General features: G+C 66.4%; 25 protein-coding genes. 16 read left to right on the forward strand and 9 right to left on the reverse strand.

Going from position 1 to position 23,831, the window contains the following annotated elements:
* The 3 genes from CEY11_RS20665 to CEY11_RS20675 all read left to right on the forward strand — a co-directional run.
* A partial coding sequence (locus CEY11_RS20665) for an ABC transporter ATP-binding protein (protein ID WP_088606040.1) occupies positions 1-615 on the forward strand: 615 nt, incomplete at its 5' end.
* Positions 612-1,343 (forward strand): ABC transporter ATP-binding protein, encoded by a 732-nt coding sequence (locus CEY11_RS20670; protein WP_088605325.1) that lies wholly within the window; start codon positions 612-614, stop codon positions 1,341-1,343. The genes CEY11_RS20665 and CEY11_RS20670, both read left to right, overlap by 4 nt.
* 159 nt (positions 1,344-1,502) lie before the next feature.
* Positions 1,503-2,411 (forward strand): LysR family transcriptional regulator, encoded by a 909-nt coding sequence (locus CEY11_RS20675; RefSeq protein ID WP_088605326.1) that lies wholly within the window; start codon positions 1,503-1,505, stop codon positions 2,409-2,411.
* A gap of 18 nt (positions 2,412-2,429) precedes the next feature.
* Here CEY11_RS20675 and dut read toward each other — a convergent pair whose 3' ends face one another.
* A complete protein-coding gene (gene dut, locus CEY11_RS20680) occupies positions 2,430-2,891 on the reverse strand; it encodes a dUTP diphosphatase (protein WP_088605327.1) in 462 nt (153 codons plus the stop codon).
* A gap of 270 nt (positions 2,892-3,161) precedes the next feature.
* On the opposite strand from dut, the gene CEY11_RS20685 reads away from it, so the two are divergent.
* The 8 genes from CEY11_RS20685 to CEY11_RS20715 all read left to right on the forward strand — a co-directional run bounded on the left by CEY11_RS20685 (position 3,162) and on the right by CEY11_RS20715 (position 7,673).
* Positions 3,162-3,419 carry a DUF2249 domain-containing protein gene (locus CEY11_RS20685; protein WP_088605328.1) on the forward strand — a complete coding sequence of 86 codons (258 nt, stop codon included), beginning with the start codon at positions 3,162-3,164 and terminating at the stop codon, positions 3,417-3,419.
* A 108-nt stretch (positions 3,420-3,527) separates the two neighbouring features.
* Positions 3,528-4,886 carry a hypothetical protein gene (locus CEY11_RS20690; protein ID WP_088605329.1) on the forward strand — a complete coding sequence of 453 codons (1,359 nt, stop codon included), beginning with the start codon at positions 3,528-3,530 and terminating at the stop codon, positions 4,884-4,886.
* A 12-nt stretch (positions 4,887-4,898) separates the two neighbouring features.
* The gene (locus tag CEY11_RS20695) at positions 4,899-5,456 is read left to right on the forward strand and encodes a DUF2249 domain-containing protein (protein ID WP_088605473.1); all 558 of its coding nucleotides are present in this window, start codon (positions 4,899-4,901) and stop codon (positions 5,454-5,456) included.
* Positions 5,453-5,821, forward strand: coding sequence for a metal-sulfur cluster assembly factor (locus CEY11_RS20700; protein ID WP_088605330.1), 369 nt, complete (start codon positions 5,453-5,455; stop codon positions 5,819-5,821). Before CEY11_RS20695 ends, CEY11_RS20700 begins: the two co-directional genes overlap by 4 nt.
* Before the next feature lie 71 nt (positions 5,822-5,892).
* A complete protein-coding gene (locus CEY11_RS25275) occupies positions 5,893-6,195 on the forward strand; it encodes a hypothetical protein (protein ID WP_198958954.1) in 303 nt (100 codons plus the stop codon).
* Positions 6,196-6,462: 267 nt separating this feature from the next.
* The gene (locus CEY11_RS25825; protein WP_088605331.1) at positions 6,463-6,738 is read left to right on the forward strand and encodes a hypothetical protein; all 276 of its coding nucleotides are present in this window, start codon (positions 6,463-6,465) and stop codon (positions 6,736-6,738) included.
* 4 nt (positions 6,739-6,742) lie between these two features.
* Entirely contained in the window at positions 6,743-7,267 is a 525-nt protein-coding gene (locus tag CEY11_RS20710) for a helix-turn-helix transcriptional regulator (protein ID WP_088605332.1), read from the forward strand.
* Between the two features lie 205 nt (positions 7,268-7,472).
* On the forward strand, positions 7,473-7,673 hold the full coding sequence (locus CEY11_RS20715) for a DUF5397 domain-containing protein (RefSeq protein WP_088605333.1): 201 nt from the start codon (positions 7,473-7,475) through the stop codon (positions 7,671-7,673).
* Positions 7,674-7,791: 118 nt separating this feature from the next.
* On the opposite strand, the gene CEY11_RS20720 is transcribed toward CEY11_RS20715, so the two are convergent.
* The 6 genes from CEY11_RS20720 to CEY11_RS20745 all read right to left on the reverse strand — a co-directional run bounded on the left by CEY11_RS20720 (position 7,792) and on the right by CEY11_RS20745 (position 14,482).
* Positions 7,792-8,259: an Rrf2 family transcriptional regulator gene (locus CEY11_RS20720; protein WP_088605334.1), complete on the reverse strand. Its 468-nt coding sequence runs from the start codon at positions 8,257-8,259 to the stop codon at positions 7,792-7,794.
* Between the two features lie 153 nt (positions 8,260-8,412).
* Positions 8,413-8,862, reverse strand: a complete 450-nt coding sequence (locus CEY11_RS20725) for a hypothetical protein (RefSeq protein WP_088605335.1) — start codon at positions 8,860-8,862, stop codon at positions 8,413-8,415.
* Positions 8,863-8,887: 25 nt separating this feature from the next.
* Positions 8,888-10,102: a bifunctional phosphopantothenoylcysteine decarboxylase/phosphopantothenate--cysteine ligase CoaBC gene (gene coaBC / locus CEY11_RS20730; RefSeq protein WP_088605336.1), complete on the reverse strand. Its 1,215-nt coding sequence runs from the start codon at positions 10,100-10,102 to the stop codon at positions 8,888-8,890.
* 43 nt (positions 10,103-10,145) lie between these two features.
* On the reverse strand, positions 10,146-10,697 hold the full coding sequence (lspA, locus tag CEY11_RS20735; RefSeq protein ID WP_088605337.1) for a signal peptidase II: 552 nt from the start codon (positions 10,695-10,697) through the stop codon (positions 10,146-10,148).
* Positions 10,690-13,527 (reverse strand): isoleucine--tRNA ligase, encoded by a 2,838-nt coding sequence (gene ileS / locus CEY11_RS20740; RefSeq protein WP_088605338.1) that lies wholly within the window; start codon positions 13,525-13,527, stop codon positions 10,690-10,692. Before ileS ends, lspA begins: the two co-directional genes overlap by 8 nt.
* On the reverse strand, positions 13,517-14,482 hold the full coding sequence (locus CEY11_RS20745; RefSeq protein ID WP_233155008.1) for a bifunctional riboflavin kinase/FAD synthetase: 966 nt from the start codon (positions 14,480-14,482) through the stop codon (positions 13,517-13,519). Before CEY11_RS20745 ends, ileS begins: the two co-directional genes overlap by 11 nt.
* Before the next feature lie 68 nt (positions 14,483-14,550).
* On the opposite strand from CEY11_RS20745, the gene purN reads away from it, so the two are divergent.
* From purN to CEY11_RS20770, 5 genes are all read left to right on the forward strand, one after another.
* Positions 14,551-15,231 carry a phosphoribosylglycinamide formyltransferase gene (purN, locus tag CEY11_RS20750; protein WP_088605474.1) on the forward strand — a complete coding sequence of 227 codons (681 nt, stop codon included), beginning with the start codon at positions 14,551-14,553 and terminating at the stop codon, positions 15,229-15,231.
* Positions 15,232-15,545: 314 nt separating this feature from the next.
* Complete coding sequence (locus CEY11_RS20755) at positions 15,546-16,820, forward strand: RsmB/NOP family class I SAM-dependent RNA methyltransferase (protein WP_198958958.1); 1,275 nt, start codon at positions 15,546-15,548, stop codon at positions 16,818-16,820.
* A gap of 110 nt (positions 16,821-16,930) precedes the next feature.
* The gene (locus CEY11_RS20760; RefSeq protein ID WP_088605340.1) at positions 16,931-18,136 is read left to right on the forward strand and encodes a DesA family fatty acid desaturase; all 1,206 of its coding nucleotides are present in this window, start codon (positions 16,931-16,933) and stop codon (positions 18,134-18,136) included.
* Positions 18,133-20,535, forward strand: a complete 2,403-nt coding sequence (locus tag CEY11_RS20765) for a UvrD-helicase domain-containing protein (protein WP_088605341.1) — start codon at positions 18,133-18,135, stop codon at positions 20,533-20,535. Before CEY11_RS20760 ends, CEY11_RS20765 begins: the two co-directional genes overlap by 4 nt.
* A 70-nt stretch (positions 20,536-20,605) precedes the next feature.
* A complete protein-coding gene (locus tag CEY11_RS20770) occupies positions 20,606-20,926 on the forward strand; it encodes a DUF1330 domain-containing protein (protein WP_088605342.1) in 321 nt (106 codons plus the stop codon).
* Here CEY11_RS20770 and CEY11_RS20775 read toward each other — a convergent pair.
* The gene (locus tag CEY11_RS20775; RefSeq protein ID WP_088605343.1) at positions 20,914-22,857 is read right to left on the reverse strand and encodes an ABC-F family ATP-binding cassette domain-containing protein; all 1,944 of its coding nucleotides are present in this window, start codon (positions 22,855-22,857) and stop codon (positions 20,914-20,916) included. The genes CEY11_RS20770 and CEY11_RS20775 overlap by 13 nt on opposite strands.
* Positions 22,854-23,750, reverse strand: a complete 897-nt coding sequence (prmB, locus tag CEY11_RS20780; RefSeq protein WP_088605344.1) for a 50S ribosomal protein L3 N(5)-glutamine methyltransferase — start codon at positions 23,748-23,750, stop codon at positions 22,854-22,856. The genes CEY11_RS20775 and prmB overlap by 4 nt, the downstream gene beginning before the upstream one ends.
* Positions 23,751-23,831 lie beyond the last annotated feature (81 nt).

The raw sequence follows: 23,831 nt of genomic DNA on the forward strand, positions 1-23,831 counted from the left end.
GCCGGCAAGACCACGCTCATCAGCCTGCTCAGCGGCACGCTCGCGCCCACCGAGGGCGAGGTGTATTTCAAGGGCCAGCCGATCAATGCCATCCCCGCCTACAAGCGGGCACGGCTGGGCATCGGGCGCACCTTCCAGATCATGCGCCCCTTCCCCGGCCTGTCGGTGCTGGACAACGTGGCGGTGGGTGCGTTGTTCGGGCGCGGCGGCGGCGAGAAGAAGCTGCGCGTGGCGCGCGAGAAGGCGCGCGAATGCCTGGACTTCGTCGGCCTGGGCCGGCACATCGAGCAGCGTGCCGAAGAACTGGGCGGGCCCGACCGCAAGCGGCTGGAACTGGCCAAGGCCCTGGCCATGCAGCCACAGGTGCTGCTGTGCGACGAAGTCATGGCGGGGTTGAACCTGACCGAAATCGACGAGGTCATCGAGGTCATCCGCAAGGTGCGCAGCCAGGGCATCAGCGTGCTGGTCATCGAACACGTCATCAAGGCCATCAAGACGCTGTCGGATCGCATCATGGTGCTGCACCACGGCGAGAAGATCGCCGACGGCGCGCCCGCCGAGGTGCTGGCCAACCAGACCGTCGTCGAAGCCTATCTGGGAAAGAAACGCGCATGAACCCGAGTCCGCAAAGCAATGCCCCCCTGCTGCAGATGCGCGGCGTGTCGGCCGGCTACGGCGAGATGCTGGCGCTGGAAAACGCCGACCTCGAAATCCGCGAATCCGAAATCGTGGCCCTGGTAGGCAGCAACGGCGCGGGCAAGACCACCCTGTTGCGGGTGCTGTCGCGCCTGCTGCCCTGCAGCGGCGAGATCCGCTACCAGGGCCGGCCCATCAACGGCAGCACGCCCGACCAGGTGTTCGAGCAGGGCATGGTGCAGGTGCCCGAAGGGCGGCAGCTGTTCGACCGCATGTCGGTGCAGGACAACCTGCTGATGGGGGCCTACCACCGCAAGAACCGCAGCGAGGTGGCGCAAGACCTGGAACGCATCTACGGGCTGTTCCCGCGCATGGCCGAGCGGCGCAAGCAGCTGGCCGGCAGCATGTCGGGCGGCGAGCAGCAGATGTGCGCCATGGCGCGCGCCATGATGGCGCAACCCCGGTTGCTGATGGTCGACGAGATGAGCCTGGGCCTGGCCCCGATCATCGTCGACCAGCTGATGGAAGTGCTGCTCAGCATCCGCAGCCAGGGCGTCACCGTGCTGCTGGTCGAGCAGGACATCCACCTGGCGCTGGCCACGGCCGACCGCGGCTATGTGCTGGAAACCGGCCACATCGTGCGCAGCGGCCCGGCCAAGGAACTGATCGACGACCCCGAGCTGCAAAAGGCCTATCTGGGGCTGTAGGGCCGCGGGGGCGGCACGGCCGCATCGCTGCGTTGCCGTCTCTTCAAGCTGGGCCACCGTAGCTACGGGCTTTGCCGATATTGACAATACCAGCGGCTCCACGACTCTGGGATGCGCAACTTTATAATGTGCATATAGATCTGAATTCCGGCGGGCGGCATGAAAAATAACGTATTACCCGATCTCAGTGCCCGCGAATTGCAGGCTGTGTGCACCGTTGCCGAATCTGGCAGCTTTATGGCGGCGTCGCTCACCTTGAATGTCTCTCAACCCGCGTTGACCCGGATCGTGCAGCGTGTCGAATCGGCCTTGGGGGTGGAGCTCTTTCGCAGAACCACACGTCGCGTCGAGGTGGCGCCGGCCGGGGCGGAATTCGTCGCGGTGGCCCACCGGATACTCAACGATCTGCGGATTTCCGTGGAAAGCATCCGCGAAATAGCCGACGAGCAGCGCGGCCAGGTCATTGTTTCCGCTGTGATGTCGATTGCCTATTCCAAGCTGCCGGAAATTGTTGCCTCGTACCGGCAGTCCCGCAGCGGCATAGAGATCCAGCTGCGCGAGGGGGTGCACGGGAATGTCGTAGAAGACGTGCGCAGCGGCGTCTCCGATATAGGCATCACTTATATCGACGAGGTGCCGCAAGGCTTCGAGCAGATTCTTCTGGGGCGGGCGGGTTTTCATGTAGTGATGCCGGCCGCGCATCCCCTGGCCGACAGCCGCGGCGTGACCCTGCGCCAGGCTGCCCACTATCCGCTGGTGTCGCTGCCGCGCGAATCCCAGACCCGCAGGCTGCTGGACGGCCTGGCTTCCGGCATGGGCCTGTCGCTCAAATGTGCCGTGACGGTGAGCCAGTTCGTCACCATCATGCAATGCGTGCGCAGCGGCGTCGGCATCGCGGTCATCCCGGGCGGCGCAATCACGACGGCCTTTGACGCCGGCCTGGTCTTTCGTCCATTGTCCCAGCCCAAGCTTCAGCGCAAGCTGGGGATCATCCGCTTGCAGGATCGCAGCCTCACACCCAGTGCAAGCAGCTTTCTCGCTCACTTGCAAAGCAGCTGGGGGAAGTGAATATAGCCGGTATCCGGCTCAGCTTTTTCCGGTGCTGCCGAAGCCGCCTTCGCCGCGCTCGGTCTCGGTCGAGAACTGATCTACGTACTGCAGCGCCACCTGGATCACCGGCTGGAACATCAGCTGGGCGATGCGTTCGCCCGCTTGTATGACGTAGGGCTCCTGGCCGTCGTTGGCCAGGATGACACCGATCTCGCCGTGGTAGTCGGCGTCGATGACGCCTATGCCCTGGGCGACCCGCACTCCGTGCTTCAGGGACAGGCCCGAGCGCGACGCCACGATGGCGACCAGGCCGGGATCCATCATATTGATGGCGATGCCGGTCTTGACCAGGGTGCGGCCGCCGGGCTGCAAGGTGACCGGTTCTTCGATGCAGGCCCGCAGATCCATTGCCGCCGAGCCGTCGGTCGCATAGGCGGGCGGCTCGATTTGCTTGCCGAGCAGTGGGTTGAGCACTCGGGCTTCGATGCGTCTAAACATATGTGTTCCTTGATCGGAGTGCAGGAGCCCGGCCTGCTTGGCCGGGCTCCTGCACATGGTATGCCGCCGCAATGATATCCCGATCGCCTGTTTTAAATATGTATTTACAATGCATATTTAAAGGCGTAGACTTTTTCCACGATCGAAATCGCAAGCTTCCGTACGGCGTGTCCACGTGCCTGCGGGGCTTGCGGCAGCACGGGACGCCGTGGCCGCGGGGCGATCTTTATTCGCCGCTCATACCCACACCCTATAGTCAAGGAACCTGAAATGCCCAGTACTTCTGAAGCTTCCGCCGATGTCATCGACGTGCGCACCCTGATTCCGGCGCAGCGTCACGCGAAAATATTCCAGCTCGTGGGGCAACTGCAGCCTGGCAAGTCGTTCGTTCTGGTCAACGATCACGATCCCAAGCCCCTGTATTACCAGCTCGAGGCCGAGCACCCCAAGCAGTTCTCCTGGGAATACCTGGAACGCGGCCCTCAAGTCTGGCGCGTCGAGATCGGCAAACTGGAAGCGGCCCGCTGATTTGAGGCGTGGCCTTGCGGTACCCCTCATGCAGGCAGGCCTTGGCCACGCACTAGGGCGGCCTTGCAGGCACAGCGGGGTGCCGCAGCGGCACAAGGAAGTTGAAATATGAACAATATTGCCCTGTCGCGCTGGACTATGTCGTATTTCGTGGCGGCGTTGGGGGCGTTCGCGATCGCGCAGGCCCTGATGGTGCTGGGCTACGGCTACCCCCAGGCGCCTGCGGCGGCACCGGCTACGCTGGCGCTGGTGCATATCGTCGCGCTGGGTTGGCTCAGCCTGCTGCTTTGCGGCGCGCTGTTCCAGTTCGTGCCGGTGCTGACCGCGCAGCCGCTGCATAGTAATTCGCTGCCGCTGCCCGCGCTCTGTTGCCTGCTGGCCGGCCTGCTTGCGCTGGTTTGCGGCTTCATGCAACTGGCTGGCAGCATCCGTACAGGCTCGCCTTGCTTTGTTTTCGCAGCCGTGCTGCTGGCGGCGGGTTTCGGCCTGGTGCTGTGGAACCTGGGGCGCACGCTCTGGGCCGCCGGCCCGCTATCCGTGCCGGCCCGTTTCGTTGCGGTGGGGCTGGCCTGTCTGCTGGCGGTACTGGCCCTGGGCATTGTGTTTGCCCTGGCGCTGGGCGGCGTGCTGACATACGGGCCCGTGCTGCGGCTGGTGCATGCGGGGCTGGCCGTGCATATCGCCGCCGGCCTGGGCGGCTGGCTCACGTTTACCGCCATGGGGGTCAGCTATCGCCTGCTGGCCATGTTCATGCTGGCGCCCGAACTGAACGGGCGCGGCACGCGCCTGGGGTTTGCGCTGGGCTGTGGCGCGCTGTTTGTCGCCATCGTAGGCGGCATTGCGGCCATATATACAGCAGTGCCGCTGGGCTGGGTGCTGCTGCTTGCAGGCGCCCTGGCGCTGGCCTGCCTGGCCTTGTATGGCAAGGACATGGTGCACCTGTACCGGGCCCGCAAGCGCCGCAAGATCGAACTGAACAGCAAGATGGCGATGCTGGCCCAGATATCGCTGGCACTGGCGGTGTGCCTGCTGCTGGTTTTGCTTGCTTCGGGCGGGCTGGAGCGGCACCTGCCGGCGCTGGTGTATTTGCTGGCCTTCGGCTGGCTGTCCGGCCTGGGCCTGGCCAAGCTCTACAAGATCGTGCCGTTTCTGACCTGGCTCGAATGCTATGGGCCGGTGCTGGGCAAAAAGCCGACGCCGCGCGTACAAGACCTGGTCACTGAGCAGGCCGCACGCAAATGGTTTTTTGTGTATTTCGTGGCGGTCTGGCTGGGCAGCGCCGCGCTGCTGGCCGGCCTGGCGCCGCTGTTTCGCGTATGCGCCGCGGCGGCGCTGCTGGGCACCGCGGGCATCGTCTTCCACCTGCTGCGCGCCCGCCTGCTGCTGGACGTCAAGCCCGAGCTGCGCCTGCCCGATGGCGCGCACAAGCCCAGCGTTCTGTATTCCTTTACCCCTATCCATCCTTGAACAGAGATGACGATGAAGCCTATCGAATATGTCGAACTCGATGTACGCCCGATCCTGCGCGCCGGCGGCGAGCCGTTCGAGAAAATCATGGAGGCGGTTGCAACGCTTGCGCCCGACAAAGGCCTGCGCCTGCTGGCCACCTTCAAGCCCACGCCGCTGTTCCACGTGCTGGGCTCCAAGGGCTATGCCCATAGCGAGAAGCCGCTAGCCGACGGCGACTGGGAAATCGAGTTCTATCCGAACGGTGCCGCGCCGGCGGCGCAGGCCGGCGCACAAGGCGCGGGCGCGGGCGCGGGCGGCGCATCCGCAGACGCGGCCGGCCAGGCCTGGCCCGAGCCGGCCCAGAGCATGGACGTGCGCGAGCTGGATCCTCCCGAGCCCATGGTCAATATATTGGCGACCATCGAAGGCATGGCCGACGGCCAGGTACTGGCGGCGCTGCTGAACCGCGAGCCGCTGTTCCTGCTGCCCGAGCTGGCCAAGCGCGGCCATCAGTGGCGCGGCGGCTTCGAGGCCGATACCTACAAGCTGCTGGTGCGGGTCGGGGCCGGGCGCGAGGAGGCCGCATGAGCATGTCCGAGAACGGGGCGCCCTTGCACGAGGCGCCGCTGGCCGACCCGCTGGCCGAGCAGGTCAGGCTGGCGCTGCACCAGGTCATCGACCCCGAGCTGGGCTACAACATCGTCGACCTGGGGCTGGTCTACGGCGTCACGGTCGAAGAGGGCGACCACGTACGCGTTTCCATGACCACCACGACGCGCGGCTGCCCGGCCACCAATTACCTGATGGAAGGCGCCAGCAACTGCGCCATTGCGGTGGACGGAGTGGAAGAGGTCGCCGTCGAACTGACCTACGACCCGCCCTGGAACCCCGGCATGGCAAGCCGGGCGGCCAAGCAGCACCTGGGTATCGACGAGAGCAGGGCCTGGTCCTGATGGCCGCAGACGATACCGCGGCACCTAAACCTGAGTTGATGGCGTCCGCACCTGCATCGGCATCCGCGTCCGTGCCGGTATCCACGCCCATACCGGCATCTGCGTCCGTCCCAGCATCGGCGCCCGCTCTCGCGGCGGCGCCGGTGCCGACGCCGATACCTGCAGCGGCACCGGAGTCCGGCGCCGAGCCCACTCTGGAAGCCTTGAGCGGCCTATTGCTGGAGAGCCTGGCTGCGCTTGCCGAGGCGGATGGCGCCGAGGCGGCCTGCCGCCTCGCCGGACGCGCCTATGTCGCGCTCCGGCACGAAAGCCCGCAGCAGGCGCGCCGTTTCGACGTGCTGCTGCACCGCCTGACCCGCCGCTTGAGCTGGTAGCTGTGCACGTACACTTCTGCGGGCAAGATACAACCCGCAAGTGATTCGCCTATCGCAACAGGCGCCCGGCCTCATCGCGGCGCCGCATACTTTGCGTTGCTCATTCCAGACTCGGGCTGCCTTCGCCCTGCAGCAGGCCCGCGGCACATGCGCCGAGCCAGACCATAGAGCATGCTGATTCCCGTGTTCAAGACAACAAAGGCCTGAAATGGCATGAAAGTTGTCACTTGACAACCTTATCGGCTTCTTTCATACTGGAGGCTATTGATGGCCCGTCCTTCTCATCCAGGGAAAGAGATCGAGGAAGCGCTCAGGCACGCTGAAGATCAAGGCTGGCGCATCGAAATCGGCGGCAGCCATGCTTGGGGGCGCATTTATTGTCCATATAACGATGCAGAATGCCGCTGCGGCGAATTCTGCATTACCAGTGTGTGGAGCACGCCAAGAAACCCAGGCAATCACGCGCGCGCCTTGCGGCGCGTCGTAGACAACTGCAGCACGCACCGCAGACAGCGCGAAGCCGGCGAGGGTGCCCAGGAGTAACGCGATGGAATATACCTTCACCTTGAAGTACCAGCTCGCCAGCGGTGATTGCGACCCGAATGCCTTGGTCGAACGCCTGGGCGAAGCCGGTTGCGACGATGCCCTGGTGGGCATAGGGCAGCCAGGGCGCTTGGCGCTGGAATTCACCCGCGAGGCCGCGGATGCCGACGCGGCCGTGCGCAGCGCACTGGCCGCCGTGCGCCGCGCCGCGCCTGCGGCGCAATTGATCGAGGTGGCGCCGGATCTCGTCGGGCTGACCGACGTGGCCGAGGTCGTCGGCGTATCGCGGCAGAACATGCGCAAGCTGATGCTGGCTCATACCGGCAGCTTTCCGGCGCCGGTGCATGAAGGCAGTGCGTCGATCTGGCACCTGGCGGACGTGCTGGCGTGGCTGCAGGCCAGGGGCGGCTATGCGCCGGCCCAGGGCGTTCTGGAGGTGGCGCAGGCGGCCTTGCAGGTCAACATCGCCAAAGAGGGCCGGCGGCTGCCGGCTTCGACATCGAAGGAACTGGAAGCCTTGGCTGAATGAGATCGAGTGCGTCATAGTCTGCGCGGACCGTAGTGAGTTCCGTGTCGTTTCTCGCTTGAACCCGCCTGGGTAAGGGGAAAGCCTGCACGGATGTTTTCAAGCACAAGTGCTGTGCACGATGACCAGTTGATGTACTGTGGTGCTTATGTCGAGATTGAACCGAGCGATCCGCAAAATCGCAGCGGGTGATTCCTGGAGAATTCGCATGCAAGCCACTATTGCGCCGCCAGTTGTTCCTATTGGCAAGATCAAGAGCTTTGGGCCTTTCGGGCCGAAATATGAGATCGGCCGCCCTCTGCGCCAGTTGGATGATGGAGACTGGATGATCGAAGTGACGCTGGTGGAGTCGGGCGAAAAAACTGAATACCGCCTGAGTCGCCTGAGCAATGATCCCGAGGCTCGCTGATGTACGCAGTGGCGTTTGATCTGGTGGTCTCTGGAAGGCATATTCCAATTAGCTATTTCGCTGCATAGGGCGAGTCTCGCGATGCATGGCATCACCGTCGATGTGAATTGCTTGCGCTTCAGTGCTTCTGCCGCGACACGAAATGTATCGGCGCTTCCTTGTTCAGGGCGCGCACCAAAGAGCGGCGCTGCACCAGCAGGTCGGCCAGCGTGTAGCCGTCCAGATAATCGAAATAGGCCTCGAGCGCTCCGCCCAGTATGCCGCGCAGGCCGCAGGCCGCGGTGATCAGGCACTGGTTGTTCTTGTCGTCGAAGCACTCGACGATATGGAAGTCGGGTTCCATGGATCGGATCACCTCGCCCACATTGATTTCTTCTGGTTCCAGCGCCAGCCGCAGGCCGCCCGCGCGGCCGCGCACCGTCGTCAGGTAGCCCGAGCGGCTCAGTGCGTTGACGACCTTGACGAGGTGATTGCGCTGGATGTCGAAGGTGCTGGCGATTTCCTGCACCGTGACCAGTTCGCCGGGCCGCAACGCCGCGTAGATCAGGACGCGCAGGCTGTAATCGGCGAAATCGGTGAGTTTCATTGGGTGATGGCAGATGAGGCAGCGGCTGTCATGGATGTGCCGCAGCGCCGCTGCATCAATGATGCATCATAAATGCATAAATTGATAGTGCGAGCTCGTGTCAACCGGGCTGGGCCCTAGGGCCATGCGCCCCTCTTTTAGCGTCAGCAGGCCCTAATACTCGATGTGTTCGGGAAACGACTTCTCAGGATCTTGCGGCTGCACGCGCGGGTTGCGCGCCGCTTTGCCCATGGCCAGCAGCAGCCGCGCGGCGATCAGCGCGAAGCCCGCGGGCAGCCATTCGTCCATATGGCCGGTTCTGGCGTGCCAGGCCTGGATGCCCAGCCACAGCGCCACGAAGAACAGCACCCAGGCCGCAATGATCAGCAGCGTGCCGATGAAGCGCGGCGCCCGCAGGCGGGGTTCGGCCTGTTGCTGCGCAGGCGAGGCCGGCGCGGCGGCGCCATGGTCGTAGCCGGAGGCGTGGGTCTGGCCCGCTTGCGGTTCGGCCGCGCGCTGCCCACCAGGCGTTGCCGGCGAGCCATTGGCCGGGGCATTCAATTGCTGCAGGTACGAGGCATAGTCGCCATCGTTGGGGCCTGCGTGGCGGTTCGAGTCGTTCATGATCTTGCAATGCCGTGTCGTCTGGTCAGCGCCGGGGCCGGGCGCGATCCAGCCTGGCGGCGATCTCTTGCACCAGCCGGCGCGCGGCTTCCATCTTGGGCAGCACGGGCAATTCGGCTTCGCCCTGCGCGTCGAACAATACCAGTTGCGTGGTCTCGGCATTCATGGCGTGTTGCGCCAGGTTGCCCACCAGCAGCGGCACGCCCTTGCGCTCCCGCTTGGCGCGCGCGTGTTCGTACAGGTTTTCGGTTTCGGCGGCAAAGCCCACGCACCAGGGGCCGTCGGGCAGGCGGGCGACCTCGGCCAGGATGTCTGGGTTAGGGGCGAAGCGCAGTTCGGGGGCGCCGCCGCCCTCGGTTTTCTTGAGCTTGCTGTCCGAGGCATTGGCCACGTGCCAGTCGGCCACCGCTGCCACGGCGACGAACAGGTCGGCGCCGCGCACCGCTTGCAGCGCGGCGGCGTGCATCTGCCTGGCGCTTTCCACGTCGACGCGCGCCACGCCGGCGGGCGCGGCCAGCAGTGTCGGCCCCGACACCAGCGTGACCTCGGCACCCGCCTCGCGCGCGGCCCGCGCCAGGGCGTAGCCGGTCTTGCCCGAGGAGCGATTGCTGATGACCCGCACGGGGTCTATGGGCTCGGCCGTGGGGCCGGCGGTGATGACCACGCGCCGCCCGGCCAGCACCTTGGGCTGGAAGAAGGCGATGAGTTCGGCAAGAATTTCGCCGGGCTCGAGCATGCGGCCGCCGCCGATTTCGCCGCAAGCCTGGCTGCCTTCGGCCGGGCCCAGGATGGCGACGCCGTCCGAGCGCAATCGCGCGGCGTTGCGCTGCGTGGCCGGATGCAGCCACATTTCTCGGTTCATGGCGGGGGCCACCAGCAGCGGGCAGTTGCCGCGTGCCACGCACAGTGTGGCCAGCAGGTCGTCGGCCATGCCGTGGGCCAGCCGGGCGATGAAGTCGGTGCTGGCCGGTGCCACCAGCACCGCATCGGCGCCGCGCGTCAGGTTGATGTGCGCCATGCTGTTGGGCATGCGCGCGTCGAAGGCGTCCAGGTAGACCGGGCGCCCGGACAGCGCCTGCATGGTGGTGGGCGTGATGAACTGCGCCGCCGCGGCCGTCATGACCACGTCGACCACGGCCCCTTCGTCCTGCGCACGGCGCAGCAGCTCGGCGCTTTTGTAGCAGGCGATGCCGCCGGTCAGCCCGAGGACGATGCGCTTGTCTGCGAGATCTTGTGTCACGAAGCTTGCTCTCCGCTGGCCGCCCGGCCCGCTGATATGCCGATCATAACCTGCGGCGGCGTTCGCGTCCGATGCGCAGCAGCTCGTCCAGGATCAGCAGGATCGCGCCGCAGGTGATGGCGACGTCGGCGATGTTGAACGCCGGAAAATACCAGTTACGCCAGTAGAACAGCAGGAAGTCGACGACGTGGCCGTGCTGGATGCGATCCACCACGTTGCCCACCGCGCCGCCGAGGATAGCGGTCAGCGAGGAGCAGAACAGCAACTGGCCGGAATCGCGCCGCAGCAGATTGATGATCAGCGCCGCGGCGCCGATGGCGATGGCGGTGAACAGCCAGCGCTGCCAGCCCTGGCCCTCGGCCAGGAAGCTGAAGGCCGCCCCGGTGTTGTGCAGCAGCGTGAAGTCGAAAAAGGGCAGTATGTGCAGGCGCTCGCCGTAGTGCAGGTGCGTGTCGAAGTAGGCCTTGACGACCTGATCCAGCAGCACGATCAGCGCCGCCGCGGCCAGCCAGGCCCAGAAGCGCCAGGCGCGGCGGGTACGCAGCGCGCGGCCGGCCGGCCCTGTATCGCGGCCGGATTCCGAAGCCTCAGGCATGGTGCCGCACTTCGCCGTGGCCGAACAGATTGTCCACGCAGCGCCCGCAGATTTCGGGGTGCTCGGGGTCGCGGCCGACGTCGGCGCGGTGATGCCAGCAGCGCTCGCACTTCTTGTGCTCGGTGGGGCTGACCTCGATGCGCAGGTCTTGTGCCGATTCGTGCACGGTGGCGCGCGAGACGATCAGCACGAAGCGCAGATCGTCGTCCAGCGAGGCCAGCAGCCTGTGGTCGTCACCCGCGGCGTAAACGTCAAGTTCGGCGTCCAGCGACGAGCCGATCAGGCCGGCGCTGCGCACCTCTTCTATTTTGCGCAGGGCGTCGGCGCGTATTTCACGCAGGCGGCCCCATTTGTCGAGCAGCACCTGGGCGTCGACCTGCGCGGGCAGTGCGTGGAAGAGTTCGGTGAAGATACTGGCCGTCGACTCGCCGCCATGCAGGTCGGCCCAGGCTTCTTCCGCCGTGAACGACAAAATCGGCGCCAGCAGCTTGAGCAGCGCGTGCGTTACGTGATGCAGCGCCGTTTGCGCCGAACGCCGCGCGATGCTGTTGCGGCCGGTGGTGTAGAGGCGGTCTTTCAGCACGTCCAGGTAGAAGGCGCCCAGGTCTTCCGAACAGAAGACCTGCAGGCGCGCCACCGCCGGGTGGAACTCGTAGCGCTCGTAGTTGGCCAGCACCTCGGACTGCATGCGCGCGGTCATGGCCAGCGCGTAGCGGTCGATCTCGAACATGTGTTCCAGCGGCAGGGCGTCGGCCGCGGGGTCGAAGTCGCCCAGGTTGCCCAGCAGGAACTTGAGGGTGTTGCGGATGCGGCGATAGCCTTCGACCACGCGCTTGAGGATTTCGTCGGAGATCGACAGCTCGCCCGAATAGTCGGTGGCGGCCGTCCACAGGCGCAGGATCTCGGCGCCGAGGGAGTCCGAGACCTTCTGCGGCGCCACCACGTTGCCCACCGACTTGCTCATCTTGCGGCCCTGGCCGTCGACCACGAAACCGTGCGTCAGCAAGGCCTTGTAGGGCGGCCGGCCATACAGCATGCAGCTGGTGAGCAGCGACGAGTGGAACCAGCCGCGATGCTGGTCGGAGCCTTCCAGGTACAGGTCGGCGGGCCACTGCAGCGCGTCGGCGTGCGAGCCCTGCAGATCGTGGTCGCGCCCGCCCAGCACCGTGGCGTGCGTGCTGCCCGAATCGAACCAGACGTCGAGCGTGTCGGGGTTCTTGACGTACTGGTCGGCCTCGTCGCCCAGCAGTTCGCGCGGGTCGAGCGACTGCCAGGCCTCGATGCCGTGCTGCTCGACGCGCTGCGCGACCTGTTCCAGCAATTCGACGGTGCGCGGATGCAGTTCGCCGGTTTCTTTGTGCACGAAGAAAGCCATGGGCACGCCCCATTGGCGCTGCCGCGACAGGGTCCAGTCGGGGCGGTTGGCGATCATGGCGTGCAGCCGCGCGCGGCCCCAGGCGGGGTAGAAGGCGGTCTGTTCCACGCCCTCCAGCGCGGTCTCGCGCAGTGACTTGCCCGAGCGCGGCAGGCGATCCATGCCGGCGAACCACTGGCTGGTGGCGCGATAGATGATGGGGGTCTTGTGGCGCCAGCAGTGCATGTAGCTGTGCCGGTGCTGCTCGACTTCCAGCAGGTTGCCGGCCTCTTGCAGCGTTTCGACGATTTTCGGATTGGCCTTCCAGATCATCATGCCGCCGAACAGCGGCAGGCTGGGAACATAGTGGCCGTCGCCCATCACCGGATTGATGATTTGTTCGTCGGCCAGGCCGTGCGCCTTGCACGAGACAAAGTCTTCGACGCCGTAGGCGGGCGAGGAGTGCACCACGCCGGTGCCGGCCTCGAGCGTGACGTAGTCGCCCAGGTATACCGGCGACATGCGGCGGTAGCCCGGGTCGACGTCGTACAGCGGGTGCTTGAATTCGAGATTGGCCAGGGCCGAACCCTTGGCCACGGCGAGGATGCTGCCGCTCAGGCCCCATTTTTCCAGGCAGGGCTGCACCAGGTCTTTGGCCAGCAGCAGGCAGCGCCCGGTGGCGCGCGCTTCGTCCAGCAGCACCAGCGCGTAGTCGATGTCGGGATGTACGTTCAGGGCCTGGTTGGCCGGCAGGGTCCAGGGAGTGGTGGTCCAGATGACGATGGCGCCGTCTTCGACCGCCGCCAGGCCGAAGGCGTGCGCTAGCTTGTCGCGGTTGCCGAAGCGCAGCGCCACGTAGACCGCCGGATCGGTGCGGTCGGCATATTCGACCTCGGCCTCGGCCAGCGCCGAACCGCAATCGAAGCACCAGTTCACCGGCTTGAGCCCGCGGTACACATAGCCCTTGTCCATGATGCGCGCCAGCACCCGCAGCTCGTTGGCCTCGTTGCCGAAGTTCATGGTGAGATAGGGGTGATCCCAGTCGGCCAGCACGCCCAGGCGCTTGAAGTCTTTGCGCTGGCGGTCGATCTGTTCCAGCGCATAGGCGCGCGCCTTGGCCTGGACTTCCGCCACCGGCAGGTTCTTGCCGTACTTCTTTTCTATCTGGATCTCGATGGGCATGCCGTGGCAGTCCCAGCCCGGCACGTATTGCGCGTCGTAGCCGGCCATGGCGCGGCTCTTGACGATGATGTCCTTCAGGATCTTGTTGACGGCATGGCCGATGTGGATGTCGCCGTTGGCGTAGGGCGGGCCGTCGTGCAGCACGAACTTGGGGCGGCCGCGGCTGGCCTCGCGTATCGCGGCATAGACTTTCTTTTCTTCCCAGCCGGCGATCCAGGCCGGCTCACGCTTGGCGAGGTTGCCGCGCATGGGGAATGGAGTATCGGGCAGATTGAGCGTGTTTCTATAGTCCATGGACGGCGAAATAGTCGCGAGCGCTGCGCGCATCTTTGTCGATGGCGGCAGTCAGAGTGGGTAGGTCGGGAAATTTTTCCTCGTCCCGCAGAAATTCGAGGAATTCGATGCGTGTGAGTTTACCGTATGCGTCAATGCGGCAGTCCAGCAGATGCACTTCCAGCATCACCTGGCCGTCGCCGGCCACGGTGGGGCGCACCCCCAGGCTGGCCACCCCCGGCAAGGGAGTCTCGGCCAGTCCGTGGGCCCGCACTACATAGATGCCCGAGCGCACCGCGCACAGCGGCGGTACGCGCAGGTTCAGCGTCGGAAAACCCAGGCTGCGCCCGAGCTTCTGGCCGTGCACCACGTGGCCGCTGATGTGGTAGGTATGGCCCAGCAGGTGCTCGGCGCGGCGCAGATCGCCCACCGCCAGCGCGGTGCGCACTTCCGAGCTGGAGATGCGGTGGCCGTGCTCGTCGGCCACGTCCGAAATGGTCTCGACCTGGAAGCCGTGGCGCGCGCCCATGCTGCGCAGCAGTTCGATGTCGCCGCCGCGCTTGTGGCCATAGCGGAAGTCTTCGCCCACCAGCAGCCAGCGCGTGTTCAGGCCGCGCAGCAGCAGCTGTTCGATGAAGGCCTGGGCCGACATGTCGGCCAGGCGCTGGTTGAAGCGTTCCAGGACGATCTGCTCGATGCCGTGGTGCGCCAGCGACCACATCTTGTCGCGCAGGCTGCTGACTTGCGTGGGAATCAGTTCGGGGCGGTGGCCTTTGGCGGCGAAATAGGCGCGCGGATGCGGCTCGAAGGTCATCACCGTGGGCGCCAGGCCGTGCTTGCGGGCGTGGTCGGCCACGCGCGCCAGGATCGCCTGGTGGCCGCGATGCACGCCGTCGAAATTGCCTATGGTCACGGCGCTGGGGCGGCTGGAGTCGAAGCGCGGCAGGCTGCGGTAGATACGAGGAGAAGAATTCACAGACGAGAGTTTACAATTTTGCATTGTCCCGCAGTTTCTCCGCTCAGGAATCGTTTATTTTGACCTCTATTTCCCCTGTGCGCCGCCGTCTCGTCATACTCATTTCGGGCCGCGGCAGCAATATGCAGGCCATCGTCGACACCGTGCGCGCCCAGTCGCTGCCGCTGGAAGTGTGCGCGGTGATCTCCAACAAGGCCGATGCGGCCGGCCTGGCCTGGGCGCGCGAGCAGGGGCTGGACGCCCGGCTGGTGGCGCACCGCGACTACGCCACGCGCGCCGAATTCGACCAGGCGCTGGCGCGCCAGATCGACGGCTACCAGCCCGACTACATCCTGATGGCCGGTTTCATGCGCGTGCTGACCACCGAATTCGTCGAGCGCTACAGCGGCCGCCTGCTGAATATCCACCCGTCGCTGCTGCCCGCGTTTCCCGGGCTGCACACCCACCAGCAGGCGCTGGCCATGGGGGTGCAGTGGCATGGCTGCACGGTGCATTTCGTCACCCCGGTGCTGGATCATGGCCCCATCGTCGCCCAGGGCGCGATGCCGGTGCTGGCCGGCGACACGCCCGACACTCTGGCCGCCAGGCTGCTCGAGCTCGAGCACGAGGTCTACTCCCTGGTGGTGCGCTGGCTGGCCGAGGGCAGGGTAGAGCTCGACGCCGCCGGGCAGCGCGCCATCGTGCGCGGCGTCAGCCATCGCTGCGTGCTGCGCATGCCGCAAGGCCAGGCACAGGAGGCCATGGCATGAAGCGCCCCGCTACAACGCGCGGCGGCTCCGCCGGCGGCCGCGGTGCTACGGCGTCGGATCGCGGCACATCAGGCCGCAGATCTACGGATCGCGACTCGGCAGACGGTAGCGCGAACGGCCGCGGCAAGATGGGCCGCGCCGCCGCGGATCGCGCCGCCGGCGGCCGCGTTTCCACCGACCGCTCCGCCACGCATCGAGCCGATCCGGCCACCAAGGGCCGCCCTCCGGCCGGCCGCGACGCTGCGCGCAAATCCTCCACTAGCCCGGCGCAGCGTCCGCTGCCCGCCGCGGCGCGCATCGAGCAGGTGCGCGAGGTGCTGGGCGAGGTGCTGCAGTGGGCCCATCCCGCTGACGCCGTGTTGTCGCACTGGCTGCGCGCCCGCCCGCACATGGGCGCGCGCGACCGCGCCGAGGTGGCCGAGGCGGTGTTCGACGTGCTGCGGCATTTGCGCCGCTACCGCCATTTCGCCGAAAGCGGCAGCGGGCCGGCGGCGCGCCGCCTGGCCATTCTGGGGCTGGCCTCGGTGTTCAGCGAGGCGGCGCTGGACGCGGCCTTGCTGGAAGACGAGCGCGAATGGCTGGCACGCCTGCGCCGCATCGATCCGGCCAGCCTGCCGGCCGCGGTGCGCCACAGCCTGCCCGACTGGCTGGAACAGCGCCTGGCTGCGGTGCCGCGGGCCGAGCAGCTGATCGAGGCACTGAATTGCCCGGCGCCGCTGGACGTGCGCGTCAATCCCCTGAAGACCGAGCGCGGCGCCGTGCTCGAAGCGCTGCGCGCCGGCCCGGCGGCGCGCTACAGCCCCGAGCCCACGCGCCATTCGCCCTGGGGCATACGCCTGCAGGGCCGGCCTCCCGTGAACCGCTGGCCGCTGTTCGAAAACGGCAGCCTGGAAGTCCAGGACGAGGGCAGCCAGATACTGGCGGCGCTGGTGGCCCCCAAGCGCGGCGAGATGGTCATCGACTATTGCGCCGGCGCCGGCGGCAAGACCCTGCTGCTGGGCGCCCTGATGCGCTCCACCGGCCGCCTCTACGCCTTCGACGTGTCGGCGGCCAGGCTGGCGCGGGCCAAGCCGCGGGTGGCCCGCAGCGGGCTGTCCAATGTGGTGCCCGTGGTGATCCGCGCCGAGGGCGACCAGCGCGTCAAGCGCCTGGCGGGCAAGGCCCACCGGGTGCTGGTCGACGCCCCTTGCAGCGGGCTGGGCACCTTGCGCCGCAACCCCGACCTGAAATGGCGCCAGCACCCCGAATCGCTGGCCGAGCTGCGCCAGGTGCAGGCGCGCATCCTGCGCCAGGCCGCCCGCTGCGTGGCGCCGGGCGGGCGCCTGGTGTATGCCACTTGCAGCATCTTGTCCGAAGAAAACGAAGACCAGGTGCAGGCCTTCCTGGCCGAAAACCCTGAATTCGAGCTGCTGGAGGCCGGCCCGATCGTGGCCGATCGTTGCGAAAATCTGACATTCGAGGGGCCTTATCTGGCCCTGCGCCCCGATCTGCACGGCACCGATGGCTTCTTCGCGGCCGCCCTGCAGCGCCGCAAGCCCGTCCAGCCCCGGACCGAACCTGAATCCGAGCTGACCCATAAACCCGATTAGCAGCTTAGTCATTGATTTTCCTCAAAAACTAAATTGAAATTTAGCTGTCATATGAAGGCCAAGTGGGCTAAACTGCTAGATGTTTTCAAGACGGAGGCTTAATTAAGCTTATGGATTCCGTGCTCAATTTCCTGTCGGGCGGTCTGCTGCAGTTGTCGTGGTGGCAGCTCGTGATCGTTACGCTGGTGCTGACCCACATTACTATCGTGGGTGTGACCGTATTCCTGCACCGCAGCCAGGCGCACCGCGGGCTCGACCTGCATCCGGCCGTCATGCATTTCTTCCGCTTCTGGCTGTGGATGACCACGGGCATGATCACCAAAGAATGGGTGGCCATACACCGCAAGCACCACGCCAAATGCGAACGCGAGGGCGACCCGCATTCGCCCATGATCTTCGGTATCGGCAAGGTGTTTTTCCGCGGCGCCGAACTCTATCGCCAGGAAGCCTCCAACGAAGAAACCCTCAAGCGCTTCGGCCACGGCACGCCCGACGACTGGCTCGAACACAAGCTCTACACCCCGCACAGCCTGATGGGCGTGCTCATCATGCTGGGCATCGACCTGGCGCTGTTCGGCACCATAGGCCTTACCATCTGGGCGGTGCAAATGGCCTGGATCCCCTTCTGGGCGGCCGGCGTGGTCAACGGCATCGGCCACTTCTGGGGCTACCGCAACTATGCCTGCCCGGACACCAGCACCAATGTGTCGCCCTGGGGCATCATCATCGGCGGCGAAGAACTGCACAACAACCACCATGCCTACGGCACCTCGGCCAAGTTCTCCACCAAGTGGTATGAATTCGACATCGGCTGGTGCTATATCTCGGTGCTGCGCTTCCTGGGGCTGGCCAAGGTCAAGAAGCTCGCTCCCAAGCTCAAGCTCGAGCCGGCATCGTCCAAGACGGCGGTCGACCTGCGCACCCTGCAGGGCGTCATCACGCACCGCTACGAGATCCTGGCGCGCTACACCGACCTGGTCAAGAACGCCATCGGCGAAGAGCTTTCCCGTCTCAAGCCCACCGGCGGCGCCGATTGCCGCTGGTCGCTGCTGTCGCGTGCCCGCAACGTGCTCAAGAGCGCCGGCGAAGCACTCGAACCGGCCCAGCGCGCCGAAATCGACACCGCCGTGGCCGACAACCAGTCGCTGTCCACGCTGGTGCAAATGCGCCGTGAACTCATCCGCCTCTGGGAAAGCTCCAGCGCCAGCAGCGAGCAACTGCTGGGCGACCTGCAGGCCTGGTGCCAGCGTGCGCAGCAAAGCGGCATAGAAGGGCTGGAACAATTCGCTTATCGCCTGCGCCGCTACGCGGCATGATCGAGAAGCTCAACCCTGAACAGCAAGCCGCGGTAACACTCCCTGCACAGCACGCCCTGGTACTGGCCGGGGCGGGCAGTGGCAAGACGCGGGTGCTCACCACCCGCATGGCCTGGCTGATCCAGACCAGCCAGGCCAGCCCCCACGCCCTGCTGGCCGTCACTTTCACCAACAAGTCGGCGCGCGAAATGCTCGCGCGCCTGTCCGCATTGCTGCCCATCAATACGCGCGGCCTGTGGGTGGGCACCTTCCACGGCCTGTGCAACCGCATGCTGCGGGCCCACTACCGCGACGCCGGCCTGGCGCAGACCTTCCAGATCCTGGACAGCGCCGATCAGCTCGCGGCCATCAAGCGGCTGCTCAAGGCCACGGGCATCGACGACGAAAAATACGCGCCGCGCGACGTGCAGCGCTTCATCAACGGCGCCAAGGAAGAAGGGCTGCGCCCCGATGCGGTCGAGGCGCACGACCCGTATCGGCTGCGCCTGGTCGAGATCTATCGCTTCTACCAGGCGCAGTGCGAGCGCGAAAGCGTGGTCGATTTCGCCGAGCTGCTGCTGCGCTGCTACGAGCTGCTGCAGCGCAATGGCCCCATCCGCGAGCACTATCAGCGGCGCTTCCGCCACATACTGGTCGACGAATTCCAGGACACCAATGCGCTGCAGTACCGCTGGCTGACCTTGCTGGCGGGCGGCGGGGCGCCGATTTTCGCGGTCGGCGACGACGACCAGTCCATCTACGCCTTCCGCGGCGCCAACGTGGGCAATATGGCCGATTTCGAGCGCGATTACGCGCATGGCACGGTCATCCGCCTGGAACAGAATTACCGCTCCTACGGCCACATCCTCGATTCGGCCAACGCCCTGATTGCGCACAATACGGCGCGCCTGGGCAAGAACCTCTGGACCGAGCAGGGCGAGGGCGAGCCGGTGCGCGTGGTCGAGCAGCCCTCGGATCTGCTGGAGGCTCAGTGGATCGTTGACGAAATCAAGTCTTTGATCGGCGAGGGCAGCCTGCGCCGCGAGATCGCGGTGCTGTATCGCAGCAACGCCCAGTCGCGGGTCATCGAGCATGCGCTGTTCTCTGCGGCCATCCCGTATAAAGTCTACGGCGGCCTGCGCTTCTTCGAGCGCCAGGAGATCAAGCATGCGCTGGCATACTTGCGCCTGATGGACAACCCCGATGACGACACCTCGTGGCTGCGGGTGGTCAATTTCCCGACGCGCGGCATCGGTGCGCGCACGCTCGAGCAATTGTCCGACCTGGCGCGCGAGCGCGGCACCAGCTTGCACAAGGCGGCTCCGCTGGTCGGCGGCAAGGGCGGCAGCAATCTGCTGAAGTTCGCCGCCATGATCGAAAGCATGGCGCATGAAGCACAGGTGCTGACGCTGCCCGAACTCATCGAGCACGTCGTGCACCACAGCGGCCTGCTGGCCCACTACCAGACCGAAAGAGAGGGCGCCGACCGCCTCGAAAACCTGCAGGAACTGGTCAACGCCGCGGCCGTCTTCGCCGGCGAAGAAAATTTCGACGGCCTGCCGGCCGGGCGCATGGTCGAGCTGCCGGCGGCCGCACAGGCGGGCCCGGACGCCTTTGCCCCCGCAAGTGCCGATACGGCGGTTTCCGCCACGCCCGCGGGCAATCAGGCGGCGTCCGACACGGCCGGTGCGGGCATGGCCGCAGCCGGACTGATCGAGATCGACGCGCAGCATGGCATGTCGCCGCTGGCGGCTTTTCTGTCGCATGCCTCGCTCGAGGCGGGCGACAACCAGGCCCAGGCCGGGCAGGACGCCGTGCAGCTCATGACGGTGCATGCCGCCAAGGGGCTGGAATTCGATGCCGTGTTCATCACCGGGGTCGAGGAAGGCTTGTTCCCGCACGAGAACAGCCTGATGGAACAGTCCGGCCTGGAAGAAGAGCGGCGCCTGATGTATGTGGCGATCACCCGCGCGCGCCAGCGCCTGTACCTGACGCTGGCGCAAAGCCGCATGCTGCACGGGCAGACGCGCTATGCCTTGCGCTCGCGCTTCCTCGACGAAATTCCCGAAGAGCACCTGAAGTGGCTCAGCCCCAAGGTGCGCGTGCCGGTGTCCAGCGCCTGGGAAGGCACCGATGTGGCCTCCAGAGGCTGGAACGCGCAGCGCCGCGGCGACGCCTACGGCCGCCCGGCCACGGGCCAGATCGCGCCGCGCGCCCCGCGCAGCTTGGCCAGCGGCGTTACTGTAGGCCAGCAGCAGTTCCGCATCGGCCAGGGCGTGCGCCACGCTAAATTCGGCGACGGCACCATACTCAGCCTGAGCGGCAGCGGCCAGGACGCCCAGGCGCAGATCCAGTTCCGCGACGTGGGCACCAAGACGCTGGCCCTGGGCGTGGCCAAGCTGGAAGTGATCGCCGCCTAGCCGACAAGCCGCAAGAGGGCGCACCGCGCGGCTTGCAGGCGTGCATAATTACCGCAACGAGGAGGAGTTCATGGAAGACGATACCAGCGCGGCGCCAGCGCCGGCCGGCTCGGCCTGCCTGGTGGGCCACGTGACGGTCAAGGATCCCGCCAAGTGGGCCGAATACTGCAGCAAAGTGCCGGCCACCATCGCCCCCTGGGGCGGGCAACTGCTGTTTCGCGGCAAGCGCAATAGTGTGCTCAGCGGCGCGCACGCGCATACCGACGTGGTGGCGATCCGCTTTCCCGACGCGGCGGCGCTGCATGGCTGGCACGATTCGCCTGCCTACCAGGCGCTGATTCCGATCCGCGAGCAGGCGGTCGATCTGGTGCTGGTCAGCTACGACTGCTGAACCTCCAGGTCTTCAAGTTCCTGCTGCAGCTCCAGCCATTGCTCTTCGAGCAGCGTGGTCTGCTTCTGCAGGTCGCCGTGTTCGGCCAGGGTCTTCAGGCGCTCGTCGCGGCGCGCCTCGGTGTAGAGATCCGCATCGGCGATCAGCGCATCCAGTTCGGCAAGGCGTCGCGCCGCCTGCTGCATCGAAGTCTCGATGCGCTCGATCTTCTGCAGCACCGGCTTGCGCAGCATCGCCTGGCGCTGCCGGATTTCGGCCTGCTCGCGCCGCTCCTGGCGCCGGTCGGTGGCGCCCTTGACGTCGCGGCCGGCGGCGCCATCGAACGTGCGCGCCTCGGCGCGCGCCTGGGCGCCGCGCTGCGCCAGCCAGTCGCGATAGTCTTCCAGATCGCCGTCGAACTCCTGCACCGTACCGTCGGCCACGATCCAGAAATTGTCGACGGTGGTGCGCAGCAGGTGGCGATCGTGCGACACCAGCAGCACGCTGCCCGGGAACTCGGCCAGCGCCGCGGCCAAGGCCTCGCGCGTGTCCACGTCCAGGTGGTTGCTGGGCTCGTCCAGCAGCAGCAGATTGGGTTTCTGCCAGACGATCAGCGCCAGGGCCAGGCGCGCTTTTTCGCCGCCCGACAGCGGGCCCACCGAACCCAGCACCATGTCGCCGTTGAAACCGAAGCCACCCAGGTAGTTGCGCAGCTCCTGCTCGCGAGTCTGCGGCGCGAGGCGCTGCAGATGCTGCAGCGGCGTGCCCTGCGGATCCAGCATGTCGAGCTGCTGCTGCGCGAAGTAGCCGATTTCCAGCCCCCGGGACGCCTGGCGGCGGCCGTGCAGCACCGGCAGTTCGGCGGCCAGCGTCTTGACCAGCGTGGACTTGCCTGCGCCGTTGACCCCCAGTATGCCGATGCGGCTGCCGCCGCGCACCATCAGCTGCACCTTGTCGAGCACGGTGCGCGTGCCGCCATCGGGCAGCGCGTAGCCGGTGCCCACCTCGTCCAGCACCAGCAGCGGGTCGGGCATGCCCGTGGGTTCGGGGATGCGTATGTCTATGCCGGCCTCGGCCTGCAGCGGCGCCAGCGTCTGCATGCGCGCCAGCGCCTTGACGCGGCTTTGCGCCTGCTTGGCCTTGGTGGCCTTGGCCTTGAAGCGGTCGATGAAGCTTTGCAGCCTTGCGGTCTCGCGCGTCTGCCGTTCCCAGGCCAGGCGCGACTGCCGCAGGCGCTCGGCGCGCTGGGTCAGGAAGTCTTCATAGCCGCCGCGGTAGCGGATCAGCTTGCCCTGGTCGAAATGCAAAATGGCACGCGCCACCGTGTCGAGGAATTCGGTGTCGTGCGAAATCACCAGCACGGTGCCCTGGTACGAAGCCAGCCAGCGCTCCAGCCACAGCATGGCGTCCAGGTCCAGGTGGTTGGTGGGCTCGTCCAGCAGCAGCAGATCCGACGGTGCCATCAGGGCGCGCGCCAGCGCCAGGCGCATCTGCCAGCCGCCGGAAAAATCGCTGACCGGACTGGACCACTGCTGCGGCGTGAAGCCCAGGCCGGCCAGCAGTTGCTCGGCGCGTGCCGGCGCGCTCCAAGCGTCGGCCTCGACCAGAGCCGCTTCCAGCTCGGCGATGCGCTGGCCATCGGTATCGGGCGTGGCGCGGCGCTGCGCCTGCAGGGCGCGCAGATGCCGGTCGCCGTCGATCACGAACTCGCGTGCGGGCAGGGTGTTGTCGCCGATCTCCTGCTCGACGCTGGCGGTGCGCCAGCCGGCCGGTATGTCGAGCGTGCCGGCGTCCGCGTCGAGCCGGCCTTGCAGCAGCATGAACAGGGTCGATTTGCCGGCCCCGTTCTTGCCGACTATGCCCACGCGCTCGCCGGGATGGACGACGAAATCGGCCTGATCCAGCAGCAGCTTGGTGCCGCGGCGCAGCGACAGCCCGGTGGCGCGTATCATGGTTCCAGCTGTTCCCGGGTCAGCATCAGGATCTGGTCTTCGGTGCGTTCGGTGCTGAGCCAGACCGGATCCAGATCCGGGAAGGCCGCTATGAAATTGTCGTACTCGTTGCCGATCTCCAGCACCAGCAGGCCTTCGGGCGCCATGAAGTCCGGCGCCTTGGCCAGCAGGCGGCGCACCAGATCCATGCCGTCCTCGCCGCCGGCCAGCGCCATGGTCGGCTCGTGGCGGAATTCCGCCGGCAGCGCCTCCATGGAATGATTGTTGACGTAAGGCGGGTTGCAGACGATCAGGTTGTATTCGCAGTGCGGCAGCTGGTCGAACAGGTCGCTGCGGTGCGTGGTGACGCGCCCGTCCAGGCCGAACTGTTCGATGTTGCGGTCGGCCACCGCCAGGGCGTGTTCAGACAGGTCGACCGCATCCACCTGGGCATTCTCGAAGGCCAGCGCGGCCAGCACCGCCAAGCAGCCCGAGCCGGTGCACAGATCCAGCACGAACTCCAGTTCCTCGGGCTGGGCCACCCATGGCGACAGATCATGCGCCAGCAGCTCGGCAATGGGAGAGCGCGGCACGATGACGCGTTGGTCGACATAGAAGCGGTGGCCCTGCAGCCAGGCCTCGCCGGTCAGGTAGGCCGCGGGCAGGCGCTCGTGGATGCGCCGCTGCACCAGCTTCAGATAGCGCGCACGCTCTTCGGGCAGCACGCGGGCGTCGAGGAAGGGCTCCAGCGTGTCCAGCGGCAGGTGCAGGGTGTGCAGCAGTAGGTACACCGCCTCGTCCCAGGCGTTGTCGCTGCCGTGGCCGAAGGCCAGATGCGAGGCGTTGAAGTGGCTGACGGTGTAGCGCAGCAGGTCGCGCAGGGTAAGCAGTTCTTGTTGGGCCGATTCGTGCATGAGCATTCCAGTGGTTCGTATTGCGCGGCGGGCCGCAAGGACGCCGGCCTCGCGGGCGGGGGCGCAACGGCCTGGCGCTTG

The sequence above is a fragment of the Candidimonas nitroreducens genome (genome assembly GCF_002209565.1).
Lineage (GTDB): Bacteria > Pseudomonadota > Gammaproteobacteria > Burkholderiales > Burkholderiaceae_B > Candidimonas > Candidimonas nitroreducens.